The sequence below is a fragment of the Dehalogenimonas sp. W genome, from assembly GCF_037094495.1.
Classification (GTDB): Bacteria; Chloroflexota; Dehalococcoidia; order Dehalococcoidales; family Dehalococcoidaceae; genus Dehalogenimonas; species Dehalogenimonas loeffleri.
Genome location: NZ_CP146612.1, coordinates 632507 through 652201, shown reverse-complemented (window position 1 = coordinate 652201; position 19695 = coordinate 632507). Strand labels below are relative to the sequence as shown.

Sequence of the window (19695 nt, the reverse complement as noted above, 5' to 3'; positions counted from 1 at the left end):
AATTTGCCCGCGTTGCGCCAATCAAGTAAAATCTCACATCTAAATCTGGTAACAGGAGCGATTGATGGCTTACAACGACGATGAACAGGCCAAGCTCAAGAAGAGCAATGCCCAGGCGGCCATTGAATTCGCCATATCCGGGCGCTGGAAAGAGGCAGCGGAAGCCAATCAGGCTATCCTGGAAATCTTCTCCAATGACCTGGAAGCCTTGAACCGTCTCGGGCGGGCGCAGATGGAACTGGGTGAATACGAAGAAGCCCGCAAGGCCTACACCAGGTCCCGGGATCTGGACCCTTATAACAGCATTGCCGACCGCAATTTGAAGCGGCTGGAAGTTCTGATGGCTTCCGGTGTCCGGCCGACCCGGGGCGACGGCCAGGGAGTGCCGGCGCAGGCCTTTATTGAGGAAATCGGCAAGGCCGGCGTGGCGGTGTTGTCCAAGCTGGCCGCCCGGGAAGTCCTGGCCCGGGTGGATGCCGGCGATAACGTCAGCCTGCGTCCCGGCCCCGGTGTTTTGTTCGTGGACAGCCTGAACGGAGAATACCTCGGCGTTGTGGATACCCGCACCGCACTGCGCCTACTCAAGCTGATGAAGGGCGGCAACCGTTATTCGGCGACCGTAGTCAGCTCTGATGACAATAAGCTGGCGATCATGATCCGGGAAATCTATCAGCACCCGTCTCAGGCGGGACAAATATCCTTCCCGGCCCGCCTTTCCGCCACCGCCGCCCGCAAACCGGACCTGGATGATTCCCTGGCGGATGAGGAAGAAGTTGACCACAGCGTGGAAGGAACTGAAAAACCGGCCGTAGCCGACGGGGAAGCCTTCGCTGAAGATGATGAAGATAACGATGACGATGATGACGACGACGATGACGACGAACTGGAGGTCTAGATGGTAATCGGTAATATCCGTCCCATAAACATTGAGGACGAGATGAAAAGCTCGTACCTGGATTACGCCATGAGCGTAATCGTATCCCGGGCGCTGCCTGATGTTCGGGACGGGTTGAAACCGGTACACCGGCGGATTCTCTACGCCATGAGCGATCTGGGCATGCACTACAACACGTCGTACAAGAAAAGCGCCCGTATCGTCGGTGAAGTCCTCGGTAAATATCATCCCCACGGCGACACCTCGGTTTATGACGCCATGGTGCGCATGGCCCAGAACTTCTCCCTGCGTTATATGCTGGTGGACGGTCAGGGTAACTTCGGTTCCGTTGACGGCGATCCCCCGGCTGCCATGCGTTACACCGAGGCGCGCTTGATGCGGCTGGCCGGTGAACTGCTGGTGGATATTGACAAAGAAACCGTTGAGTTCATGCCCAACTTTGACGCCTCGCTCAAGGAACCGACGGTGCTGCCGTCGCGTTTGCCGGTCCTGCTGATGAACGGCGCGTCCGGTATCGCCGTGGGTATGGCGACCAATATTCCGCCCCACAATCTGACTGAACTCTGTGACGCCATCTCCTATCTGATTGATAACCCTGAATGCGGTCTTGACGACCTGTTGCAGTTCGTCAAGGGACCCGACTTCCCCACCGGCGGCTTGATTCTGGGCCGGGACGGCATCCGCAGCGCCTATGCCACCGGCCACGGCAAGGTGGTTATCCGCGCCCGGGCCCACGTGGCCGACGTGGCGGAAACCGGCGGCCGGCGTCAGATCATCATCAGCGAACTGCCTTACCAGGTGAATAAGGCCGACCTGGTCAAGCGCATTGTGACCCTGGCCCGCGAGCGCAAGGTCAACGGTATTGCCGAAGTCCGGGACGAATCCGACCGTCAGGGCATGCGGATGGTCATTGAACTCAAGCGCGACGGCGAACCGCAGCAGATTCTCAATAACCTCTATAAGCATACTAACCTTCAGACCTCTTTCTTCATCAATATGCTGGCGCTGGTGGACAACCGCCCGGTGGTGCTCAACCTCAAGGAAGCGCTGGTCCACTACATTGAATTCCGCCAGGAGATCATTACCCGCCGCTCTAAGTTTGAACTCAAGGCGGCCAAAGCCAGGGCTCATATTTTGGAAGGTCTCAAGATCGCCCTGGATAATCTTGACGCAATTATTAAACTCATCCGCCACGCCGAGAGCGGCGACTCCGCCCGTCGTGACCTGATGACCAAATTTGAGCTGTCCCAGCTTCAGGCTCAGGCCATTCTGGACCTCCAGCTGCGTCGCCTGGCCAATCTGGAACGCCAGAAGATTCTGGACGAATACGCCGAGGTGCTCAAGCAGATTTCCTACCTTGAGGATTTGCTGGCCAATCCGCGCAAGGTGCTGGCGCTGGTCAAATCCGATATCAGCGAAATCAAAACCAAATACGGCGACGCCCGCCGGACTGAGATCCAGTCTCAGGGGGTCATTGAGTTCCGTGAGGAAGACCTGATCCCTCACGAGAGCATGGTGGTGACCCTGACCGAGCGCGGCTTCATCAAGCGGGTGCCGTCCGATGTCTATCGGCTACAACACCGCGCCGGCCGCGGCAAGAGCATCATCAAGACCCGCGAAGAGGATTCGGTGCGCTTCATCATGGTGGCTGACACCCACGACAGCGTGCTGCTCTTCACCAACCGCGGCAAGATCTTCTCCATCCGCTGCCATGAGATCCCCTGCGACATGCTGCGGACCGCCAAGGGCCTGGCCATTATCAATCTGGTGCCGCTGGCGGAAAACGAACGGATTACCTCCATGATTGCGGTGTCTGAATTCAGCGAAAACACCTCGCTGGTCATGGCAACCGCCGGCGGTGAGGTCAAGCGTACTCTGGTGGCTGACTTCGCCGCGGTACGTTCCAGCGGTTTAATCGCCATGGACCTGCCCAAGAACGACGAACTTATCGGCGCCGTCCTGGTCAATGCCGATCAGAATATTCTCCTTATCACCCACAACGGCCAGTCCATTCACTTCCCGGCCGAGGACCTGCGGGTTTCCCAGCGGGCTTCCGGCGGCGTCAAGGGTATGACTCTGGAAGTGGACGACCGGGTGGTCGGCCTGGATGTGGCCCGACCGGATCACTTCGTGCTGGTGGTCACTGCCGGCGGGTACGGCAAGCTGACGCCGGTAGAAGAATATCCGTTGCAGCACCGCGCCGGTTCCGGCGTGCTGACCTTCAAAGTGGTGGACAAGACCGGCAAGGTCGTGGCCGGCAAGGTCGTGGACCGTGAACACCAGGTGATGATTGCCACCGCCGAAGGAGTGGTTATCCGCACCCCGGTGGGTACCGAGGACGAAGAAAAAGGTATTATCGTCATGGGGCGCAGTACCCAGGGAGTCATTGTTATCCGGCCGGATGAGAACGACCGTGTGGTCACTTTTGCCACCATGGTAGAATAAAAAAACGCCGTTAGTTCGGATTATTCGCGGTACCTCTTGACAACCATCGTGCCGTAGAGTAGAGTTATAAAGAACAAATGTCCAGACAGGGGGGAATTATGCCTAGAACAGCCAGAAAAACCATGTCCGAGAGACAGCTCAAAATGCTGGATTTCATCCGGGGGTATTTTAATGACTTCGGCATCCCTCCCAGCATCCGGGACATCGTGACCGGGTGCAAAATCAGCTCCACTTCGGTGGCCGACTATAATCTGAAACATCTGGAGCGCGCCGGCTATATCCGCCGCCACAAGGATGTCTCCCGCGGTATTGAACTGCTGGGGGCCGAAGGCCGTCCCCGCCAGCTGGTGCCGCTGCTGGGTAAAATCGCCGCCGGCCGGCCGATACCGGTGCCTGATGTTGACACCTGGAAGCCGGAACTGGCCGCCGAAAACGTGGATGTGCCGGAAACCATGATCGGCCACCGCAAGAACGTCTTTGCCCTTAAGGTGCGCGGCAATTCCATGATTGATGCCCTGGTCAATGACGGCGACATCGTCATCATGCAGGCCGCCAATGATGTGGAAAATGGCCAGATGGCGGCGGTGTGGCTGAAATCCGAAAAGGAAGCCACGCTCAAGCGCGTTTTCAAGCAGGATGACGGCAAGATTCGCCTGCAGCCGGCTAATGCGCTGATGACCCCGATGTACGAAAATGCCAAGAACGTGGTCATCCAGGGGCGGGTTATCGGAGTGCTGCGAAAAGTTGAGTAGATCTGTTCCTAACGCCCAGTTTAAAAAAATCGGTAAGTCCCTGTTCACCCGCGGTCTGGTGTCCTCTCACAGCGGCAATCTGTCGGTCCGGCTGGACGGCGGTCGCATGGCCATCACCCGGCGGGGTTCTCAACTCGGCGCGCTCCGGGACCAGGATATCATTGTTACCGGTATCAGCACCGATGATGACCAGACGCAACTGGCCTCGGTGGAACTGCCGGTACACCGCGCCATTCTGGAAGCCACCGGCGCCGGCGCTATTGTCCATGCCCACCCGCCCCACGCTATCGCCCTGTCCATGACCGAGCCGGAGATTGTCTCCGAACAGGCGGAGCTTTATGAACTGGGCACCATCAAGGTGCTGGGCTGGAATGAGAACGTCAAACCCGGAGCCATGGCCGAGGCCATCGCCGAGACGCTTAAAACCCAGAAGCTGGCCCTGGTGTACGGCCACGGCACCTTCGCCATCGGCGCCGACCTGGAAGAAGCCTGCAAGTACACCGCCGGTCTGGAAGAGGCCTGTCAGGTGTTGTGGCTGGTGAAGACGCTCCGGACCAAGTAGCTGTCAGCCATCAGCTATCAGCTATCAGTAGCGACAGGGCAGTTTTAGCCCTGACTGAATAAATTTGGAATAACTCAAATCAGCGCCAGGTAAATGCCCCGCATTGACGGGGCTTTTCTTTTTTCAAATAATGTCTTGACCCCGGCAGTCACCAAGTATATTCTTATATTCAATTGAAACTGAGAGTTGGAGGCGGTTTATGGATGATAGTTCTACCGGGCTAAAAAGCAATGTCGCCGGTTTGCTCTGCTATCTGGCGGCCTGGGTCAGCGGGTTAATCTTCTATCTGGTTGAGACCAAGAGCCAGTTCGTGCGGTTTCACGCCGCCCAGTCAATTATTGTCTTCGGCGGTCTGAGTATTGTTACCGCGATATTTACGGTCATCCCTTTCATTGGCTGGGTGATTAACGCTTTTCTCGGTATCGTGGCTTTTGTCCTGTGGCTGGTGCTGATGGTTAAGGCCTACCAGGGAGAGAAGTATAAACTGCCCATCGCCGGTGATCTGGCGGAGCAGTGGGCGGCGAAGAAGGTTTAACACCGGAGTTCCCGCCGGCACTGACGGCCTTTTTATGCTGACGATACCCGGATCAGGGTAAGGTTTTACCCGGTTCGGGTATCTTTTTGCTCTCCGGCACGCCGGCAAACATTGTTTTGTGCAAAATCAGCGAAATACTTTTTCAAGACGAATCATTTTCTTCAGCTTTGGGCCCTTCGTGGGATTCAATATTTGAGACGAATGTCAATCCGGCTGCAGCAACATTCAGGCCGGCGGCTTCCAGTTCGGCCGAAACAGGCAAGTCTGCCAGTATTCGCCGCAGCTTATCGTTTAATTGCTCACGGTCCAGCTTCTCCCTTTCCGACACTAAGCGCCCCAGCGAAGCCACGGCCAGCAGAAAGACGCGGTAATTGTCAGGGGTCTTGCTGACAATGTCAGCCAGTTTGGCCCGGGCCTCGGCGATCTCCCGGTCAATAGCCGGCATTGCCCGGACTTTGCGTATTCTGGCTTCTTTGGTTTCCCGGAGGCAGCGGTGGTACTGGGCATAGAAACCGTGCTTGCGGGCGTTCTGATTTCCCGCCTGGCCGCCGCGCTTCCGGCGCAACGGCTCCGGGTTTGGCGCTTCGCCAGATTCATTCGGCGGCGTTGGATGTGTACTAGTGTTCTCAAAAATCATACTGATAAAGATACTATATAGTTCCAAAATTGTCAATAGGCAGATGTCTCATTTCGGAGGTTTATTTTTGGGGGAGGAGGCATAGTATCGGCCAGCCATCCCGGCAAAGGTATTGACAAAGTAAAATATGCGAGAGTATATTTTACTTTAAGGTATTAAAGTAAAATAAGAATTTGCCAAGGATATTTTCATGGATATTGCCGAATTCAAATCCGGGACATGGCGACGAACCACCGGATATAAATACTTCCTTCCAGAGAAGATAAACCATTCCTTCTATTGGGAAGACGATATCATTAACGAAATGGTGGAGAAAGCATCGTTGAGACTGGGGGAACTGAATTCCTTCGCCCGGTTCGTGCCTGACTCGGATATGTTCATCAAGATGCATGTACTCAAAGAAGCGGTCATGTCCAGCCATATCGAAGGCACCATGACGAGCATCGATGAAGCCGTGGTTTCACAAAAAGACCTTGCCCCTGAAAGGAGAGAAGACTGGCAAGAGGTCAATAATTATGTGGAAGCAATGAACTATGCCATCTCTGAACTGGACCGACTGCCGTTGTCGAACAGGCTGATCAAGAACGTTCATCGGAGATTGTTGTCCAGCGGTCGGGGGCAAAACAAAAACCCGGGTGAGTTCAGGACCGGGCAGAACTGGATCGGCGGGGCAACGCTGGACGATGCCGTATTCGTTCCCCCGGCGCCCCATGAGTTACCGGAGTTACTGGGTGATCTGGAAAGGTTTCTGAACAATGATGAAGTCCGTCTACCACACCTGATACGCATTGCGATAGCCCATTATCAATTTGAAACCATCCACCCGTTCGATGATGGCAACGGTAGAACCGGACGCCTTTTGATAACTCTGTATCTTGTCAGTAATGGCGTGCTGGATCTGCCCCTGCTGTATCTATCTGAATTCTTCGACCGGAACCGGACACTTTATTACGACAATCTGGAACGGGTAAGAGTCAACAACGATCTGGGGCAATGGTTCAAGTTCTTTCTTGCCGGTGTCATCGAGACCGCCAAGAATGCCACCTCAAACCTGCATAAAATCATCGGTCTGATGAACGAGATTGAACGCCAGAAAATACCCAGAATGGGGAAAAGACAGAAAAATGCCACTATTTTATTTTCGGCGCTTTTCTCACAGCCACGGATCACGATCACCGATGTCGGAACAATAACCGGTTTGTCACCTAAAGCCGCAAATGATTTGGTATCTGCTTTTGTGGAGGCTGATATTCTGAAGGAAAAGACCGGCTACCAGCGTAACCGTGTTTTCAGTTTTGAGGAGTATTTGAGATTGTTCAGATGATTTGGAATGGCGATGGTGGACAAGTGGTTTTTTTGAGGAGGGATGTGAAAATGGACGGGGCAACGGGTTTGACAGGTTCGGTGATTATTTAACCAATACCATCAAAACAATACGGGCTGGGAATCTATTTCCCAGCCCGTATGTCAGTTTTAAGTCTATTGTTACCAGTACGATAGATTCTGACTATCCGTCAATCAGATCCTGGTTGACCATATCCCATACAGAATCCATGATGGCTGTCGTCACCTCGCCGTCCTGGATGGTAATTATGACCTCATGCGGGGTAATAACCTGAAGCAGTATCTGGCCGTCCCTGTCTCCGTAACCGGAGTGGCGGCTTTCAAACTGAAATACAAACTGCCAGGTGTTTTCAGTGTCAGGATAAAGCGTCTCTACCAGTTTCAGGCTTTGGTCAATGCCGTCATAGATAAAAGTCGGGCTGTATTCAACATACAATTCCGCCTGTTGCAGCGCCTTACTTTCGGTAAATTCATCCTGTGCGCCGCTGGCGGCTGCGGAGCAACCCACGGCGGTCAAGGCTGTTACAATCAACAACGGGACCAGCAATTTTCCAATAAATCTGTTTGTCACTAGTGTTACCATTCTCCTTTTTCTTACTTCACAGGTTAAAACGGTAACGGGAGGTAAAAGGTTAGTATCTGGAAAGCGAATGACTTTACACAAACTATTATGGTAAGTAGATTTAAATTACCTTTAACACCGGCGGGGATGCGCAAGAATATATAAAATCATGGTATCAGGGGTAATCAACAGGTATAATAACGGTATTAGATTTATAGGATAGCTATGACAGTTAAAGTGATTTTAGGCGATTGCGCGGAGAAGCTGAAAGAAATACCCACCGACAGTATTGACCTGGTGGTAACATCTCCGCCCTACGCTGACCAGCGGCAACATACTTATGGGGGAGTTGCTCCTGATAAATACGTTGAGTGGTTTCTGCCGATATCGGCAGAATTGTTGAGAGTTCTTAAACCAACCGGGACGTTTATCCTCAATATCAAAGAACGGGTTGTGGCAGGCGAACGTCACACCTATGTCCTTGAGCTTATTCTGGAAATGAGAAAACAGGGCTGGTTATGGACGGAAGAGTTTATCTGGGATAAAAAGAATTGTTATCCAGGTAAATGGCCGAACCGCTTCCGGGATGCCTGGGAGAGACTGCTTCAGTTCAATAAAAACACCAAATTCAACATGTATCAGGACGCGGCGATGGTACCGGTGGGAGATTGGGCTAAAACCCGCTTGTCCAAGTTAAGCCCCACTGACAAGGTTCGCGATGAATCCAAGGTCAAAAGCGGTTTTGGTAAAAACATTTCTAACTGGGTCGGTAGAGACATGGTGTATCCGACCAACGTACTACGAATGGCAACTGAATGCAGTAATAAAAACCATAGCGCGGTATTCCCGGAATCATTACCCCGGTGGTTTATCAATTTATTCACGAAAGAGAACGATACTGTTCTGGATCCGTTTGCCGGCTCTGGCACTACTCTAAAAGTTGCGCATCTGATGGGGCGCGACGCCATCGGCATTGAGATCCAGCCTGAATATTACGAGTTGGCGCTCTCACAGACGGCAGGTTACTTGTTGGAGGAGGAAACCGAATGGCAGAAATAAATGCCTTGGCTATCGTTGATGTTACCGCCTACATTGAGAATAACATCGGTACTTTTCACCAAAACCGGCTTCAAAGCATCAGGAAACTTAAACTTGGCAATATCCTCAAAAGAAAAAACCCTTATCTCTTCAAGGCGAAAAATGTCCTTCTGGCTCAGGATCTGGTGAAAATACTTCTAGATGCCTACTTATCTTCACAGGAAGAAGCGATATTCGGCCGTTTTCTGGAAGGATTGGCGATTTATATCAACGGGGCAGTATTCAGCGGTAAGAAGTCCGGGGCTGAAGGCGTTGACCTGGAATTTGAAAAGGACGGGATTTGGTATATCGTGGCCATCAAATCCGGTCCGAACTGGGGCAACAGTAGCCAAATACGCAAGATGAAAGATGATTTTACCAGGACTAAACGTATCTTGAGAACGACGGATGCCCCAAATAATATTGTTGCGGTCAATGGCTGTGCTTACGGGAAGGAAACTAAGCCTGACAAAGGTGAGTATTATAAATACTGTGGACAGGCTTTTTGGGAGTTTATTTCCGGCGACCCGGATTTATACACTAAGTTAATCAAACCATTAGGGCATAAGGCCAAAGAAAAGAACCATGAATTCGCCGAAGAATATGCTGGTGTTGTCAACCGATTCACCGCCGAATTTCAAAAGGATTTCTGCGCTGATGACGGGAAGATCGATTGGGAATGCCTGGTGAGGTTTAATTCTTCAAAGTAATCAACCAGGAACGTTCAACCTTTGAAAACATGATCGTGGTGGTATTCAATGAACTCAGTGGAAGGTACGAACTTTTTAGGCAGTGTTATTTTTGCACCGTCGAAACGATTGAACCATAGGCTTGTGTTCTTATCTTCCTTTAACACACTGGACAGTTTGATCCGGTATTCAGGAGTGATGGTCATTAAGCCTTTATCAAAAGCGGCATCGTGTAAAGAGTTCAAACATAATCCGTTACAAGGATTCAGTCTGTTAGATTCATCAACGGACCAAGGCACAATATGGCCGGCGACCAGTAATTCAGGGACGGAGATACCTGTAACGCAGCATTTACTGTCGTAAGACGCCATGACCATTTGGCGGAAAAAGCTTTGATTGACCCTGATTTTAATCAGGGATTCACGTTCTTTACCCACCGGTGGCAAATCGGTATTGTTAATCTTGGCGGATTCTTCTAAAGGTATATCTCTGTAATGGGCAAGAATACTTTCGCTTTGATATGCAAGTGCTTCCCAATTATTGTTAAACTCCTCCCACACATCAACTTCGGATTTGCTGCCATGACTCATGCCGGCAATGTTTCGCTCTTGTAAAGCTGGATCAAGCCGTGCAAAATTGGAGAGTTTCAACGATACCGCTGACGGAGAACGTTTGATAATCGAGGCAAGGGAAATTATATCCTTGTTATTATGATGGATTTTTCCAAACGGAGTTTTGCAATATAGATTAAAAGCGAGAATCAGTTCATCTCTTGACCATTTGTTTTTCAAGCTTGAATTTGAACTATTCATTATGCGGTTCATAATACCCCCATTGAGATGGAACTTCAAAGGGAAAAGGTAGGCCTTCGCGTTTTCAAGATCAGGTAATACATTCGGGACAGTCGATTGGAACAATTCGGGGTTAGGTATTCAAGTTGAAATCAGAAACAACCAGTGCCCCTTGATGATAAACGCCTGTCCCAATTGACTTGGAATTTAGCCCCCATCAGTCTATAATCCATAGCCACACCACCATAAAAGGAGAGCCGCCATGCCGTCATATTGCTATTTTGAGGGTCAGATAATTCCCCTGGAGGACGCCAAGATCAGCGTTATGACTCATGCGCTGCATTACGGCACCGCCCTGTTTGAAGGCATCCGCGGCAACTGGAACGAAGCTCACCAGCAGGTATATATCTTCCGCTTGCAGGAGCATATGGAGCGGATGAAGAACGGCGCCAAGGTGCTGCGGATCAATATTCCGAAGACGGCTGCTGAACTGGGGCAGATCACACTGGAAGTGACCAAAAGAAGCGGCTTCAAGGAAGACACCTATATCCGGCCGCTGGCCTATAAATCCAGCAAAGCGCTGGGGGTGCGGCTGCATGATCTGGAGTCTGAGTTTTTGGTGTTTGCTATTCCCTGGGGGCGGTATCTGGACACTGATGCCTGTCGGGTGGCTGTGTCTACCTGGCGCAGACCGGATGATAACGTCTTCCCGCCTTCCGTCAAGGCCACCGGGCTGTATATCAATAACGCCCTGACCAAGACCGAAGCCATTGAGAACGGCTTTGATGAAGGGATTATGCTGGGACCGGACGGCCATGTGGCTGAGGGGAGCGGCGAGAACATCTTCCTGATTCAGAACGGCAAACTGATCACGCCGGCTATTTATAACAGTATACTGAACGGCATCACCCGCGATACCGTCATCACTCTGGCCCGGCAGGAACTGGGGCTGGAAGTGGTGGAACGGCCGGTGGACCGTTATGAGCTTTATGTGGCTGACGAGTGCTTCCTGACCGGTACTGCTGCGCATCTGACGCCGGTGTGCGAGATTGACCGGCATCCGCTGGGGAATGGCGGCGTTGGACCGATTACGGCGAAGTTGAAGGACCTGTATTTTGAGGCGATTAAGGGGAATTTGCCGAAGTATGCGGGGTGGTGCACGCCCGTTTTCTAGGCGAGCTTTCAGCCATCAGCAGTCAGCAGTCAGCTTACCAGGCGGGGCAGGCATGCCTGCCCCCTACTGAAAACGGTGGACTATTCTTGCTAGATTGCCACGTCGCTGCGCTCCTCGCAAAGACAGTGAAATACTACCAATACTACAAATACTACCAATTTCCAATATTTGAATAGGGGAACTGAGATTGCTTCGCCGTAGGCTCGCAAGGACGCAGGGGCGAGGCATTGCCCTGGGGGAAATTCCAAGCTCTAAGCACCCAAATAACAAACAAGCTCAAAATTACAATACCAAATGACCGAAACGGGGGACGAGCTGGCAGCGGTCAGCAATCAGCGGTCAGCCTTCAGCTTATTGGTTTACAGTGAACAGTTGGCAGTAGACAGTAACCAGGGACGTGGATCCCCGGCTTGCGCCGAGGATGACAGAATGGAAGTGGGTTTTAGATTGCCGCGTCGCTGCGCTCCTCGCAAAGACGGGAAAATACTACCAATACTACAAATACTACCAATTTACAATATTTGAATAGGGAAACCGAGATTGCTTCGCCGTAGGCTCGCAAGGACGCAGGAGGACGAGCTGGCAGCTGTCAGCGGTCAGCTTTCAGCTTTTTAGTTTACAGTGAACAGTTGGCAGTAGACAGTAACCAGGGACGTGGATCCCCGGCTTGCGCCGAGGATGACAGAATGGAAGTGGGTTTTAGATTGCCACGTCGCTGCGCTCCTCGCAAAGACAGTGAAATACTACCAATACTACAAATACTACCAATTTCCAATATTTGAATAGGGGAACCGAGATTGCTTCGCCGTAGGCTCGCAATGACTGGTGGGGGGCTGTCAGCTATCAGCCGTCAGCTTTCAGCTTCTTTTTTGCTGACAAAGGCCGGTGGGAGTTTTATACTGATAGCCGGATACCGCCTGGCCGGCGTCAACTACCTTAATCATCATTCGGCCGGCGGATACCTGACCGTTGGAGGTTGAGGTATGGGATTTCTCGCGTTGCTTCTGGGGTATCTCTGGGGCAGTATTCCGACCGCTTATCTCATCGCCCGCAAGGTTGCCGGCAGTGGCGACGCGCTGGGCGAAGGCAATATCGGCGGGCTGAACACCCTCCGGCGCATCGGGCTGAAGGCCGGGCTGGCCGTAGCTTTTATTGATGTCGCTAAAGGGGCCGCGGCGGTGCTGACGGCTTACTATGTCCTTGATGTTGAGACCGGTTTCGTATTGGCTGCCGGAGTGGCGGCGGTGGCGGGTCATAACTGGATGGTGTGGCTCCGATTCCGCGGCGGCAAGGGGATGGCGGCGGCGGTGGGGGCTGTGGCCGGGGCTTCTTTCATCTACGGTTATCCGGCGGTGATCGCGGCGATGATGGCTGTTATTCTGGGAGTGTGGCTGGTGAGCCGCAATCTGGTGCTGGGCAACGCCGTCAGTCTGCTGTTACTGCCGTTTATCACCTGGTATTTTACCGATTCCGGCCTGGTCGCCGGGCTGGCTGCAGTTCTCAGCGGTGTTATTGCCGTCAAATATTACCCGGTCGCCCGGGTGGATTTCCGGCAGCGGGGGCTGGCCGCTCTGGGACGGGACGACCTCAAGCCAAAAAAGTGATTCCCCTGCCGTGCGGCGAGTCCCGGCGCGGTGCTATAATGCCGGATTATGCTGGCTGTTCTTGCTTCTGTTTTCGTTATCTCCATGTCCGGTGCGCTGATGCCCGGGCCGATGTTTGCCACCGTTCTGGCCAAAAGCTATAAATCGCCATGGGCCGGGGCACAGGTATCGCTGGGGCATGCCGTGGTGGAGGTGCCGCTGATCCTGCTGATCTATTTCGGCGCGGCCACCATCCTTGAGAACGATATTACGCATCTCATCCTCGGTATCGTCGGGGGCGGGATGATTATCTGGATGGGGCTGGGGATGCTGCGCGCCCGCAAGGCTTATGCCGGCGGGACCAAAGACACGCCTTACAATGCATTTACTGCCGGCATTATTCTGTCAGCGGGAAATCCGTTCTTTATTATCTGGTGGGCGACTGTCGGGGCCCTGCTGGTGCTGAAAATCGCTGATTATGGCTTAGGCGGCCTGACAGCGCTGGTGTTGACGCATTGGGCGGTGGACCTGATATGGCTTTCCATTGTTTCGGGGCTGGTGTATAAAACGCACCGGTTGTGGGCGCCGGCGCTGCATGAGGCGGTGTTTGTGGCTTGCGGGTTGTTGTTGATGGGGTTTGGGGGGTGGTTTGTGGTTTCCGGAGTGTTAGCCATAGGCTAACACTCCGGAGCTGTCAGCGGTCAGCCATCAGCCATCAGCTTAATACCGGGCGGGGCAGGCATTGCCCTGCGGGAAATTCTAATATCTAATACCTAAATCCTAAACAATATCAAAATTACAATACCAAATGACCGAAACGGGGAACCGAGATTGCCACGGCCGCCAAGGCGGCCTCGCAATGACGATGGGGGGGGGCTGTCAGCCGTCGGTAGTCAGACATCAGCTTACCTGGCGGGAGAGGCATGCCTCTCCCCTACTGAAAACGGGGGACTATTCTTGCTAGATTGCCACGTCGCTGCGATCCTCGCAAAGACAGAGAAATACTACCAATACTACAAATACTACCAATTTCCAATAGTTGTTTTCAATTAGTTCTTCTTCGGCTAAGGGTTCAATGCCGGTGCTATGACTGCCGGATCAGGCGGATAATCTCCCCCAGTTTTGGTGTTTTGCCGTACATCAGCAGGAAGGTGCGGAAGATTTTGGCCGCCAGGAAGAGCAAGCCGACTACCGACAACGCCATGATCAGCATGCTCAGGCCGATCTGCCACAACGGCACGTCGGCGACGCCGATGCGGACGATGGTGGTGATCGGCGCGGTCAGCGGGAACAGGGTCAGGAAGATACTGACCGGGTGGTCGGGGTTTTCAATCAGGAAAACCATGCCCCACATCGGCGACACCGCCAGCAGGGTGAAAACCGTGGCCATCTGCTGGCTTTCCCGGGCGTTGGAGCCGATGCTGCCGGCGGCAGCCATGATGATGGCGAACAGCAGGTAGCCCAGGATGAAGTAGGCCAGGCCGATGATGACAAAGGTGGTGGACACCTCAATGGTGCCCAGGATTTCGGAGAAATTCTCCGAAGCCATATTGGCCAGGAAACGCGCCGAAATCAGCCAGACCGCCATCTGCAACAGTCCGGCGGCCCCCAGTCCGAGGACCTTGCCGGTGATGAGCTGGCGACTGGAGACCGACGACAGCAGGATTTCCATGACCCGGTTTTCCTTCTCCTCGGCCAGGCCCTGGAGCAGGTAGCCGGAAGAGGTGAAGATGGACATGACCAGTAAAATGGCGAAGATGTAAGGCAGGATGAACTGCGAAAAGCCGCCCTGAGTGTCCGCCGGCAGACCGGTGACCGGATCAATCACGATGTTGGACAGGTTGAGGGGATAAACCGCCCGGTCAACAATATCCGGGTCGGCTTCCGGGCCCAGCAGATTGCGCAACACAAAATTACGGATGGCATCATAGCGGTCACCGGGCGTTTCCAGCTCACGGGAGACGGTGAAGCGGGCGACCGAACCGTTCTGCAGGTAGTCCGGGGTGATGTAGATATATTCGGCGATATCGCCGGCAACCAGGGCCTGATTGGCGGCTTCAACACTGGTGAAAGACTCAAAAGTGAAATTGGTCTGCTGGTCATAAGCACCGATCAAGCCGGCATCGTCAACATAGCCGATGGTGACCTGGGTAACTTCGCCGGGGTCATCGCCGCCGGCGATGCCGGAGATGAGTTCGCCGCCGCCGATGGCCAGCAGCCCCAGCAGCGGGAAAGCTACGGTCATGAGGATGAAACCGGTACGCCGCACCAGGGTGCGGAATTCATGTTTGAAGATAAGCATCGTTTTGTTCATGACTGTTTCACCACCCGGACAAAGATTTCATCCAGACTGGGGGTTACCACTTCAAACCGTTCCACTGCAACGCCGGCGGAAACCAGTTGCGTCAGCAGGGCCTGCGGTGAGGTGGCGGTATCCAGCTGGAGTTCGGTCAGATTGCCTTTGACCTGACGGTTGAGCACGCCGGTAAGATTTTCCGGCAGCGGCGTCGGGCTTTCCACCACGGCGGCATGGGCGCGGTACTGGCGGCGAATGTCATCCAGTTTGCCGTACAGCAACCGTCGGCCTTTGTTAATCATGAACAGGCGGTCACACATCTCCTGCACCTCGTTCATGCGGTGGGTGGACAGAATGACGGCCTTGCCTTCAGCCCGCAACTCTCTGATGGTGTCCTTGAGCAGGCGGGAATTGACCGGATCCAGGCCGGCAAACGGCTCATCCAGAATAATCAGGTCGGGATTGTGGGCCACGGTAACCACAAACTGGGTTAACTGGCCCATACCCTTGGACAGTTCTTCAATCTTCTTGAAGCGGTGGTCAAAAAGGTCAAACTTTCTGAGCATGTTCTCCGCCCGCGTCACCGCGGCGGCGGTATCGGCGCCCTTCAGACTGGCCAGGTAGACGATGGTATCTATGATCTTTAACTTACGGTACAGGCCGCGCTCTTCCGGCAGGTAGCCGATACGGTTTTTGGCGGCCTCTCCGAGGTGGTCACCGTTAATGAGAATCTCACCGCTGTCCGGCTTGATGATGTCCATCATCATGCGGATGGTAGTGGATTTACCGGCGCCGTTGGGGCCGATGAGGGCAAAAATCTCGCCGCCGTCAACTTCAAACGATACGTCGTCAACCACCCGGGCGGTGCCGTAGGTCTTGTTGATATGACTTAGTTGGACCGTGGGCATGACTGTGTCCTTTCTTCAGGTTTGTGACAAGAATATACCAAATCCGCCGGCAAACCACCGGTCGCCGGGTGGGTTTTTAACCTGACCGGATGTCCAGTTTTTGCAGTTGTCATCCTTCAACTCCGGATATTTAATGACTTCGGCTCTCCCTGTAAAGGGAGAGCCGAAGGATGGTTACCGCTGCAGCCGCATGAATGGGCTGGTTGAGTTGTAAAAAACTAGCTGTTGTCCTCAGCTCCGGCACCCTCGGCTTCAGGTGCCTCTGCGGTTGCGCCGGCTTCTTCAGCCTCAGCCTTGACGGTGGGTTCATTGACCTTGGCGACCAGGGCGTCGGGGTCAGTCAGCATGGTCACTTTTTTATTAAGCGGCAGGTCTTTGACGTGGATGGCGTCGTCCAGAGTGGCCAGCACCGAGATGTCCACGGCAATGCTGGCGGGGATGTCGGCCGGCAGGCTTTCTACATCAACATGATCAATGGGGTGGGCCAGGAGGCGGCCTTTGCTCTTGAGCGCCGGGGCTTCGCCGACCAGATGCAGCGGCACCCGGGCGGTAAGTTTTTCCGTCATCTTAACCTGATAAAAATCCACGTGCAGTACATTGCTGCCGACCGGAGTGCGCTGAATCTCCCGGATGAAGACCATGCGGGGTTGTTTACCCGCTTCTTCCAGGGCGACCAGCCGGGTGTTGCCGGCGGTGGCGATAACGTGCTCCAGGGCGGCGGAATCAGCCTGAACGGTCTCCGAGGCGATGTTGTGACCGTAAATATGACAGGGGGTGAACCCGTCGCGGCGCAGGAACCGGTTTTTCTGGCCGGTGGCCTCACGCTGGCTGATTGATAGAACTATCTTGTCCATGTTTCATTTCCTCTCTAACTTAACAAACGTTTATTAAAGCAGAGCCGGACACCATTAGTCAATGGGTAAGAAGATTATGTTAAGTCATTGACGCGGGGTCCGGCTGTATTGATTCTTTTGCCATAAGGTTTAGAATAGAATCATTCGGAGGAACAGAGAAATGAAAAGACCTGATCTGGTGGTGTTGATCGCGGTTTGGGAATTGGCGACGGCTTTTTTCGCCGCAATCGGTATTCTGGTGCTGGCGCTGATAGCCTTTGCGCCGGAGTCATTGTGGTATCCGGATACGCCCCTACTGGACGGTGATCGTATCTGGGTGCTCTTCGGCATCAGTATCGCGGCCTTTGTCCTGCTGGCCTACATCACTCTGGCGGTGGTTTCCGCTGTCGGGCTGCTCCGGGGCCGGGAGTTCGGCCGGATAACGGCTATTATTCAGGGAGCCTTGCTGCTGCCGGGGTTTCCGGTGGGTACGGTCATCGGTATCCTGCAACTGGCTTATCTGATGAAGCCGGAAGTGAAGGAATATTTCGGGCGTAAAGCGGTATCCGGCTGACCGCCAGGGGTGACAACCGGGACTGCGGGGCGTTATTGGATGCGGTGGTAGCGGACATCGCCGCGGCGGATTTTATTCATGATGAAGGCTTTCAGGGCGGCGGCAGCCCGGATTCTGAACGGCGGAATGAGCAGGGCAAAGCCGATCAGGTCGGTCAGGACACCGGGTGTCAGCAGCAGCAGGCCGCCGATGAGAATCAGGCCGCCCTGGAGGATGTCATCACCGGGCGGGGTGCCCTGGGCCATATTATTGCGGATTTTTGACAGTGCCGTGAAACCCTGACTTCTGGCCAGCGCGGCTCCCACCAGGCCGGTGACGATGACCAGGAGTACGGTGTTGAACACACCGAGATAATTTCCAATATAAATCAGCAGCGCCAGCTCAATAAGCGGGATGCCGACGAACAACAGACCGAGGGGCATTTTTTGTTCCTCTCCTTTAACTCGCCCGACAGAAAACAGCCGGACATTTAATTCTAACACCTGAACCGGATACGGGTAAAAAATAATGCCTCCGCCAGGCGGCGCAGCGGCGGATTTCCGGTTCTTCAGCTGGCTTTCAGTTTGCCGAAAACTGGTATAATTCACTATGGCAGACCTGTGCTGACGGAGGCTGAGTTATCGTAGTTAACAGAACCGAGCGGTTTTCCCATTACTCCCATCTGGGCGGTGCTGTCGCGGCGGTCATCGGGTTGCTGGTGCTGCTGGTGCTGACCTGGGGGCGCTGGGATTACATGGCGGTGACCTTGATTTACGGGATGGCGGTGACCACCCTGTTTTCTTTCAGCGCCGTGTATCATGCCCTCAAGAAGCGTGACAACGAAATTACCATCTGGCGCAAGCTGGACCACATTGCGATTTTCATCATGATCGCCGGCAGTTACACGCCGCTGGTTTACATCTACCTGGAAGGGGCCTGGCGCTGGGGGATGATCATTGCCCCCTGGTCAATAGTGGTGGCGGGCGTCTTTCTCAAGCTGTACTGGCTGCAGGCGCCGCGGGTATTATCGCCCATTCTTTACCTGGGCATGGGCTGGCTGGCACTGATACCGCTGCGGGAACTGTGGCTGGCCATGCCGTGGTGGGCTTTCTGGGGCCTGGCGGCGGGCGGGGTGGCGTACAGCATCGGGGCGGTGATTTATGCTTTGAAGCGGCCCAATCCCCTGCCTGGGGTCTTTGGCTTTCACGATATTTTTCACGTCTGGATACTCATTGGCGCCGCTATTCATTTTGCCGTGGTGCTGGGTTCGGTTATCTGACCGCAGCGGAATTGGCAAAAGTGATGGGGTCTTGTGTTATAATCTGGGCGGCGCCGGGATGGCGGAATAGGCAGACGCAGCGGACTTAAAATCCGCCGACTTCGGTCATGTGGGTTCGATCCCCTCTCCCGGCACCACTAACTAGACTTCAAATCTCAAATAACCAAGCCCAAGTAGAAAAAACGGACCGGATTGTCCAGGGGTAGTTGAGATAATAAAAGGCGCTGATTTCAGCGCCTTTTTGTGTTAGCCCGGTATTTTATTCTTCGGTTTCTTTTTTACGGCCGTTCAAGCGGGATTTAATATCGGCGTACCATTTCTGCCACCACGGGGATTTGGGCGGTTTGCCGTCGGTCAGCTGTTTAAGCTGGCCTTCCAGGTGCCGTACCCGTTCGGTAGCGGCGCCTAACTGAGCCGCCAGCGCCAGATTCTTTTCCTGGAGTTCCCGGAAGACGGCCAGCATGTCGCCGGAGGCACCGGCAGCGGGGTCATGGCTGTCAAGGGCTGTCTGTCCGGACTTGTCCACCCCTTCGGTCTTGTGCAGGTCATCCGGCAGTTCCCGGATGCGGTATTCTTCACCAAAGGGGCCGTTAATCAGGTCAGCCTTGAGCCGGCCGGCCTTGATGTAGCGGCGGATGGTGCGGGTGGAAACATTGAGTTTCTCCGCAGCCTGGGCGATGGTCATGCTTGTATCAGACATAGTGCCCATAGTTTATATATCATGGCAAGGGGTGTCAAGGGGTCAGGGGCCGGCAGAGCCGGAATAATACCAATACTACC

At 53.8% G+C, this 19695-nt stretch carries 21 protein-coding genes and 1 tRNA gene; 14 read left to right on the top strand and 8 right to left on the bottom strand.

Annotation, left to right across the window (positions count from 1 at the left end):
* Positions 1 to 64 precede the first annotated feature (64 nt).
* The 5 genes from V8247_RS03330 to V8247_RS03310 all read left to right on the top strand — a co-directional run bounded on the left by V8247_RS03330 (position 65) and on the right by V8247_RS03310 (position 5189).
* Complete coding sequence (locus V8247_RS03330; RefSeq protein WP_338738742.1) at positions 65 to 895, top strand: tetratricopeptide repeat protein; 831 nt, start codon at positions 65 to 67, stop codon at positions 893 to 895.
* Entirely contained in the window at positions 896 to 3340 is a 2445-nt protein-coding gene (gene gyrA, locus V8247_RS03325) for a DNA gyrase subunit A (RefSeq protein ID WP_338738740.1), read from the top strand.
* A 98-nt stretch (positions 3341 to 3438) separates the two neighbouring features.
* The gene (gene lexA / locus V8247_RS03320; protein ID WP_338738738.1) at positions 3439 to 4092 is read left to right on the top strand and encodes a transcriptional repressor LexA; all 654 of its coding nucleotides are present in this window, start codon (positions 3439 to 3441) and stop codon (positions 4090 to 4092) included.
* Entirely contained in the window at positions 4085 to 4654 is a 570-nt protein-coding gene (locus tag V8247_RS03315) for an aldolase (protein WP_338738736.1), read from the top strand. The genes lexA and V8247_RS03315 overlap by 8 nt, the downstream gene beginning before the upstream one ends.
* 199 nt (positions 4655 to 4853) lie before the next feature.
* Positions 4854 to 5189, top strand: a complete 336-nt coding sequence (locus V8247_RS03310; protein ID WP_338738734.1) for a DUF4870 domain-containing protein — start codon at positions 4854 to 4856, stop codon at positions 5187 to 5189.
* Positions 5190 to 5331: 142 nt separating this feature from the next.
* On the opposite strand, the gene V8247_RS03305 is transcribed toward V8247_RS03310, so the two are convergent.
* A complete protein-coding gene (locus V8247_RS03305; protein WP_338738732.1) occupies positions 5332 to 5862 on the bottom strand; it encodes a hypothetical protein in 531 nt (176 codons plus the stop codon).
* A 154-nt stretch (positions 5863 to 6016) separates the two neighbouring features.
* Between V8247_RS03305 and V8247_RS03300 the strand changes: the two genes are divergently transcribed.
* Positions 6017 to 7150 carry a Fic family protein gene (locus V8247_RS03300; protein WP_338738730.1) on the top strand — a complete coding sequence of 378 codons (1134 nt, stop codon included), beginning with the start codon at positions 6017 to 6019 and terminating at the stop codon, positions 7148 to 7150.
* Positions 7151 to 7333: 183 nt separating this feature from the next.
* On the opposite strand, the gene V8247_RS03295 is transcribed toward V8247_RS03300, so the two are convergent.
* Entirely contained in the window at positions 7334 to 7741 is a 408-nt protein-coding gene (locus V8247_RS03295; protein WP_338738728.1) for a hypothetical protein, read from the bottom strand.
* Between the two features lie 216 nt (positions 7742 to 7957).
* Here V8247_RS03295 and V8247_RS03290 point away from each other — a divergent pair, with 216 nt between their 5' ends.
* Both V8247_RS03290 and V8247_RS03285 read left to right on the top strand, forming a co-directional pair.
* Positions 7958 to 8791 (top strand): site-specific DNA-methyltransferase, encoded by an 834-nt coding sequence (locus V8247_RS03290; RefSeq protein ID WP_338738726.1) that lies wholly within the window; start codon positions 7958 to 7960, stop codon positions 8789 to 8791.
* Positions 8779 to 9519, top strand: a complete 741-nt coding sequence (locus V8247_RS03285) for a PmeII family type II restriction endonuclease (RefSeq protein ID WP_338738724.1) — start codon at positions 8779 to 8781, stop codon at positions 9517 to 9519. The genes V8247_RS03290 and V8247_RS03285 overlap by 13 nt, the downstream gene beginning before the upstream one ends.
* 14 nt (positions 9520 to 9533) lie before the next feature.
* Here the strand turns inward: V8247_RS03285 and V8247_RS03280 are convergent, their stop codons facing one another.
* Positions 9534 to 10322: an HNH endonuclease gene (locus V8247_RS03280; RefSeq protein WP_338738722.1), complete on the bottom strand. Its 789-nt coding sequence runs from the start codon at positions 10320 to 10322 to the stop codon at positions 9534 to 9536.
* A 229-nt stretch (positions 10323 to 10551) separates the two neighbouring features.
* Here V8247_RS03280 and V8247_RS03275 point away from each other — a divergent pair, with 229 nt between their 5' ends.
* From V8247_RS03275 to V8247_RS03265, 3 genes are all read left to right on the top strand, one after another.
* Positions 10552 to 11463: a branched-chain amino acid transaminase gene (locus V8247_RS03275; RefSeq protein ID WP_338738720.1), complete on the top strand. Its 912-nt coding sequence runs from the start codon at positions 10552 to 10554 to the stop codon at positions 11461 to 11463.
* A gap of 983 nt (positions 11464 to 12446) precedes the next feature.
* A complete protein-coding gene (locus tag V8247_RS03270; protein WP_338738718.1) occupies positions 12447 to 13067 on the top strand; it encodes a glycerol-3-phosphate acyltransferase in 621 nt (206 codons plus the stop codon).
* Positions 13068 to 13115: 48 nt separating this feature from the next.
* Positions 13116 to 13727: a LysE family transporter gene (locus V8247_RS03265; RefSeq protein ID WP_338738716.1), complete on the top strand. Its 612-nt coding sequence runs from the start codon at positions 13116 to 13118 to the stop codon at positions 13725 to 13727.
* Positions 13728 to 14130: 403 nt separating this feature from the next.
* On the opposite strand, the gene V8247_RS03260 is transcribed toward V8247_RS03265, so the two are convergent.
* From V8247_RS03260 to V8247_RS03250, 3 genes are all read right to left on the bottom strand, one after another.
* Positions 14131 to 15360, bottom strand: a complete 1230-nt coding sequence (locus V8247_RS03260) for an ABC transporter permease (RefSeq protein WP_338738714.1) — start codon at positions 15358 to 15360, stop codon at positions 14131 to 14133.
* A complete protein-coding gene (locus V8247_RS03255; protein WP_338738712.1) occupies positions 15357 to 16250 on the bottom strand; it encodes an ATP-binding cassette domain-containing protein in 894 nt (297 codons plus the stop codon). The genes V8247_RS03260 and V8247_RS03255 overlap by 4 nt, the downstream gene beginning before the upstream one ends.
* A 218-nt stretch (positions 16251 to 16468) precedes the next feature.
* Positions 16469 to 17104 carry a 50S ribosomal protein L25 gene (locus V8247_RS03250; protein ID WP_338738710.1) on the bottom strand — a complete coding sequence of 212 codons (636 nt, stop codon included), beginning with the start codon at positions 17102 to 17104 and terminating at the stop codon, positions 16469 to 16471.
* A 160-nt stretch (positions 17105 to 17264) separates the two neighbouring features.
* Between V8247_RS03250 and V8247_RS03245 the strand changes: the two genes are divergently transcribed.
* Positions 17265 to 17657: a hypothetical protein gene (locus tag V8247_RS03245; RefSeq protein WP_338738707.1), complete on the top strand. Its 393-nt coding sequence runs from the start codon at positions 17265 to 17267 to the stop codon at positions 17655 to 17657.
* Positions 17658 to 17689: 32 nt separating this feature from the next.
* Here V8247_RS03245 and V8247_RS03240 read toward each other — a convergent pair whose 3' ends face one another.
* A complete protein-coding gene (locus V8247_RS03240) occupies positions 17690 to 18079 on the bottom strand; it encodes an FxsA family protein (protein WP_338738705.1) in 390 nt (129 codons plus the stop codon).
* Between the two features lie 197 nt (positions 18080 to 18276).
* Here V8247_RS03240 and V8247_RS03235 point away from each other — a divergent pair, with 197 nt between their 5' ends.
* Together V8247_RS03235 and V8247_RS03230 are read left to right on the top strand one after the other, a co-directional pair.
* Positions 18277 to 18915: a hemolysin III family protein gene (locus tag V8247_RS03235; RefSeq protein ID WP_338739302.1), complete on the top strand. Its 639-nt coding sequence runs from the start codon at positions 18277 to 18279 to the stop codon at positions 18913 to 18915.
* A gap of 52 nt (positions 18916 to 18967) precedes the next feature.
* A tRNA-Leu gene (locus V8247_RS03230) sits at positions 18968 to 19052 on the top strand.
* A gap of 122 nt (positions 19053 to 19174) precedes the next feature.
* Here the strand turns inward: V8247_RS03230 and V8247_RS03225 are convergent.
* Positions 19175 to 19615, bottom strand: coding sequence for a helix-turn-helix domain-containing protein (locus V8247_RS03225; protein ID WP_338738703.1), 441 nt, complete (start codon positions 19613 to 19615; stop codon positions 19175 to 19177).
* Positions 19616 to 19695: the final 80 nt, after the last annotated feature.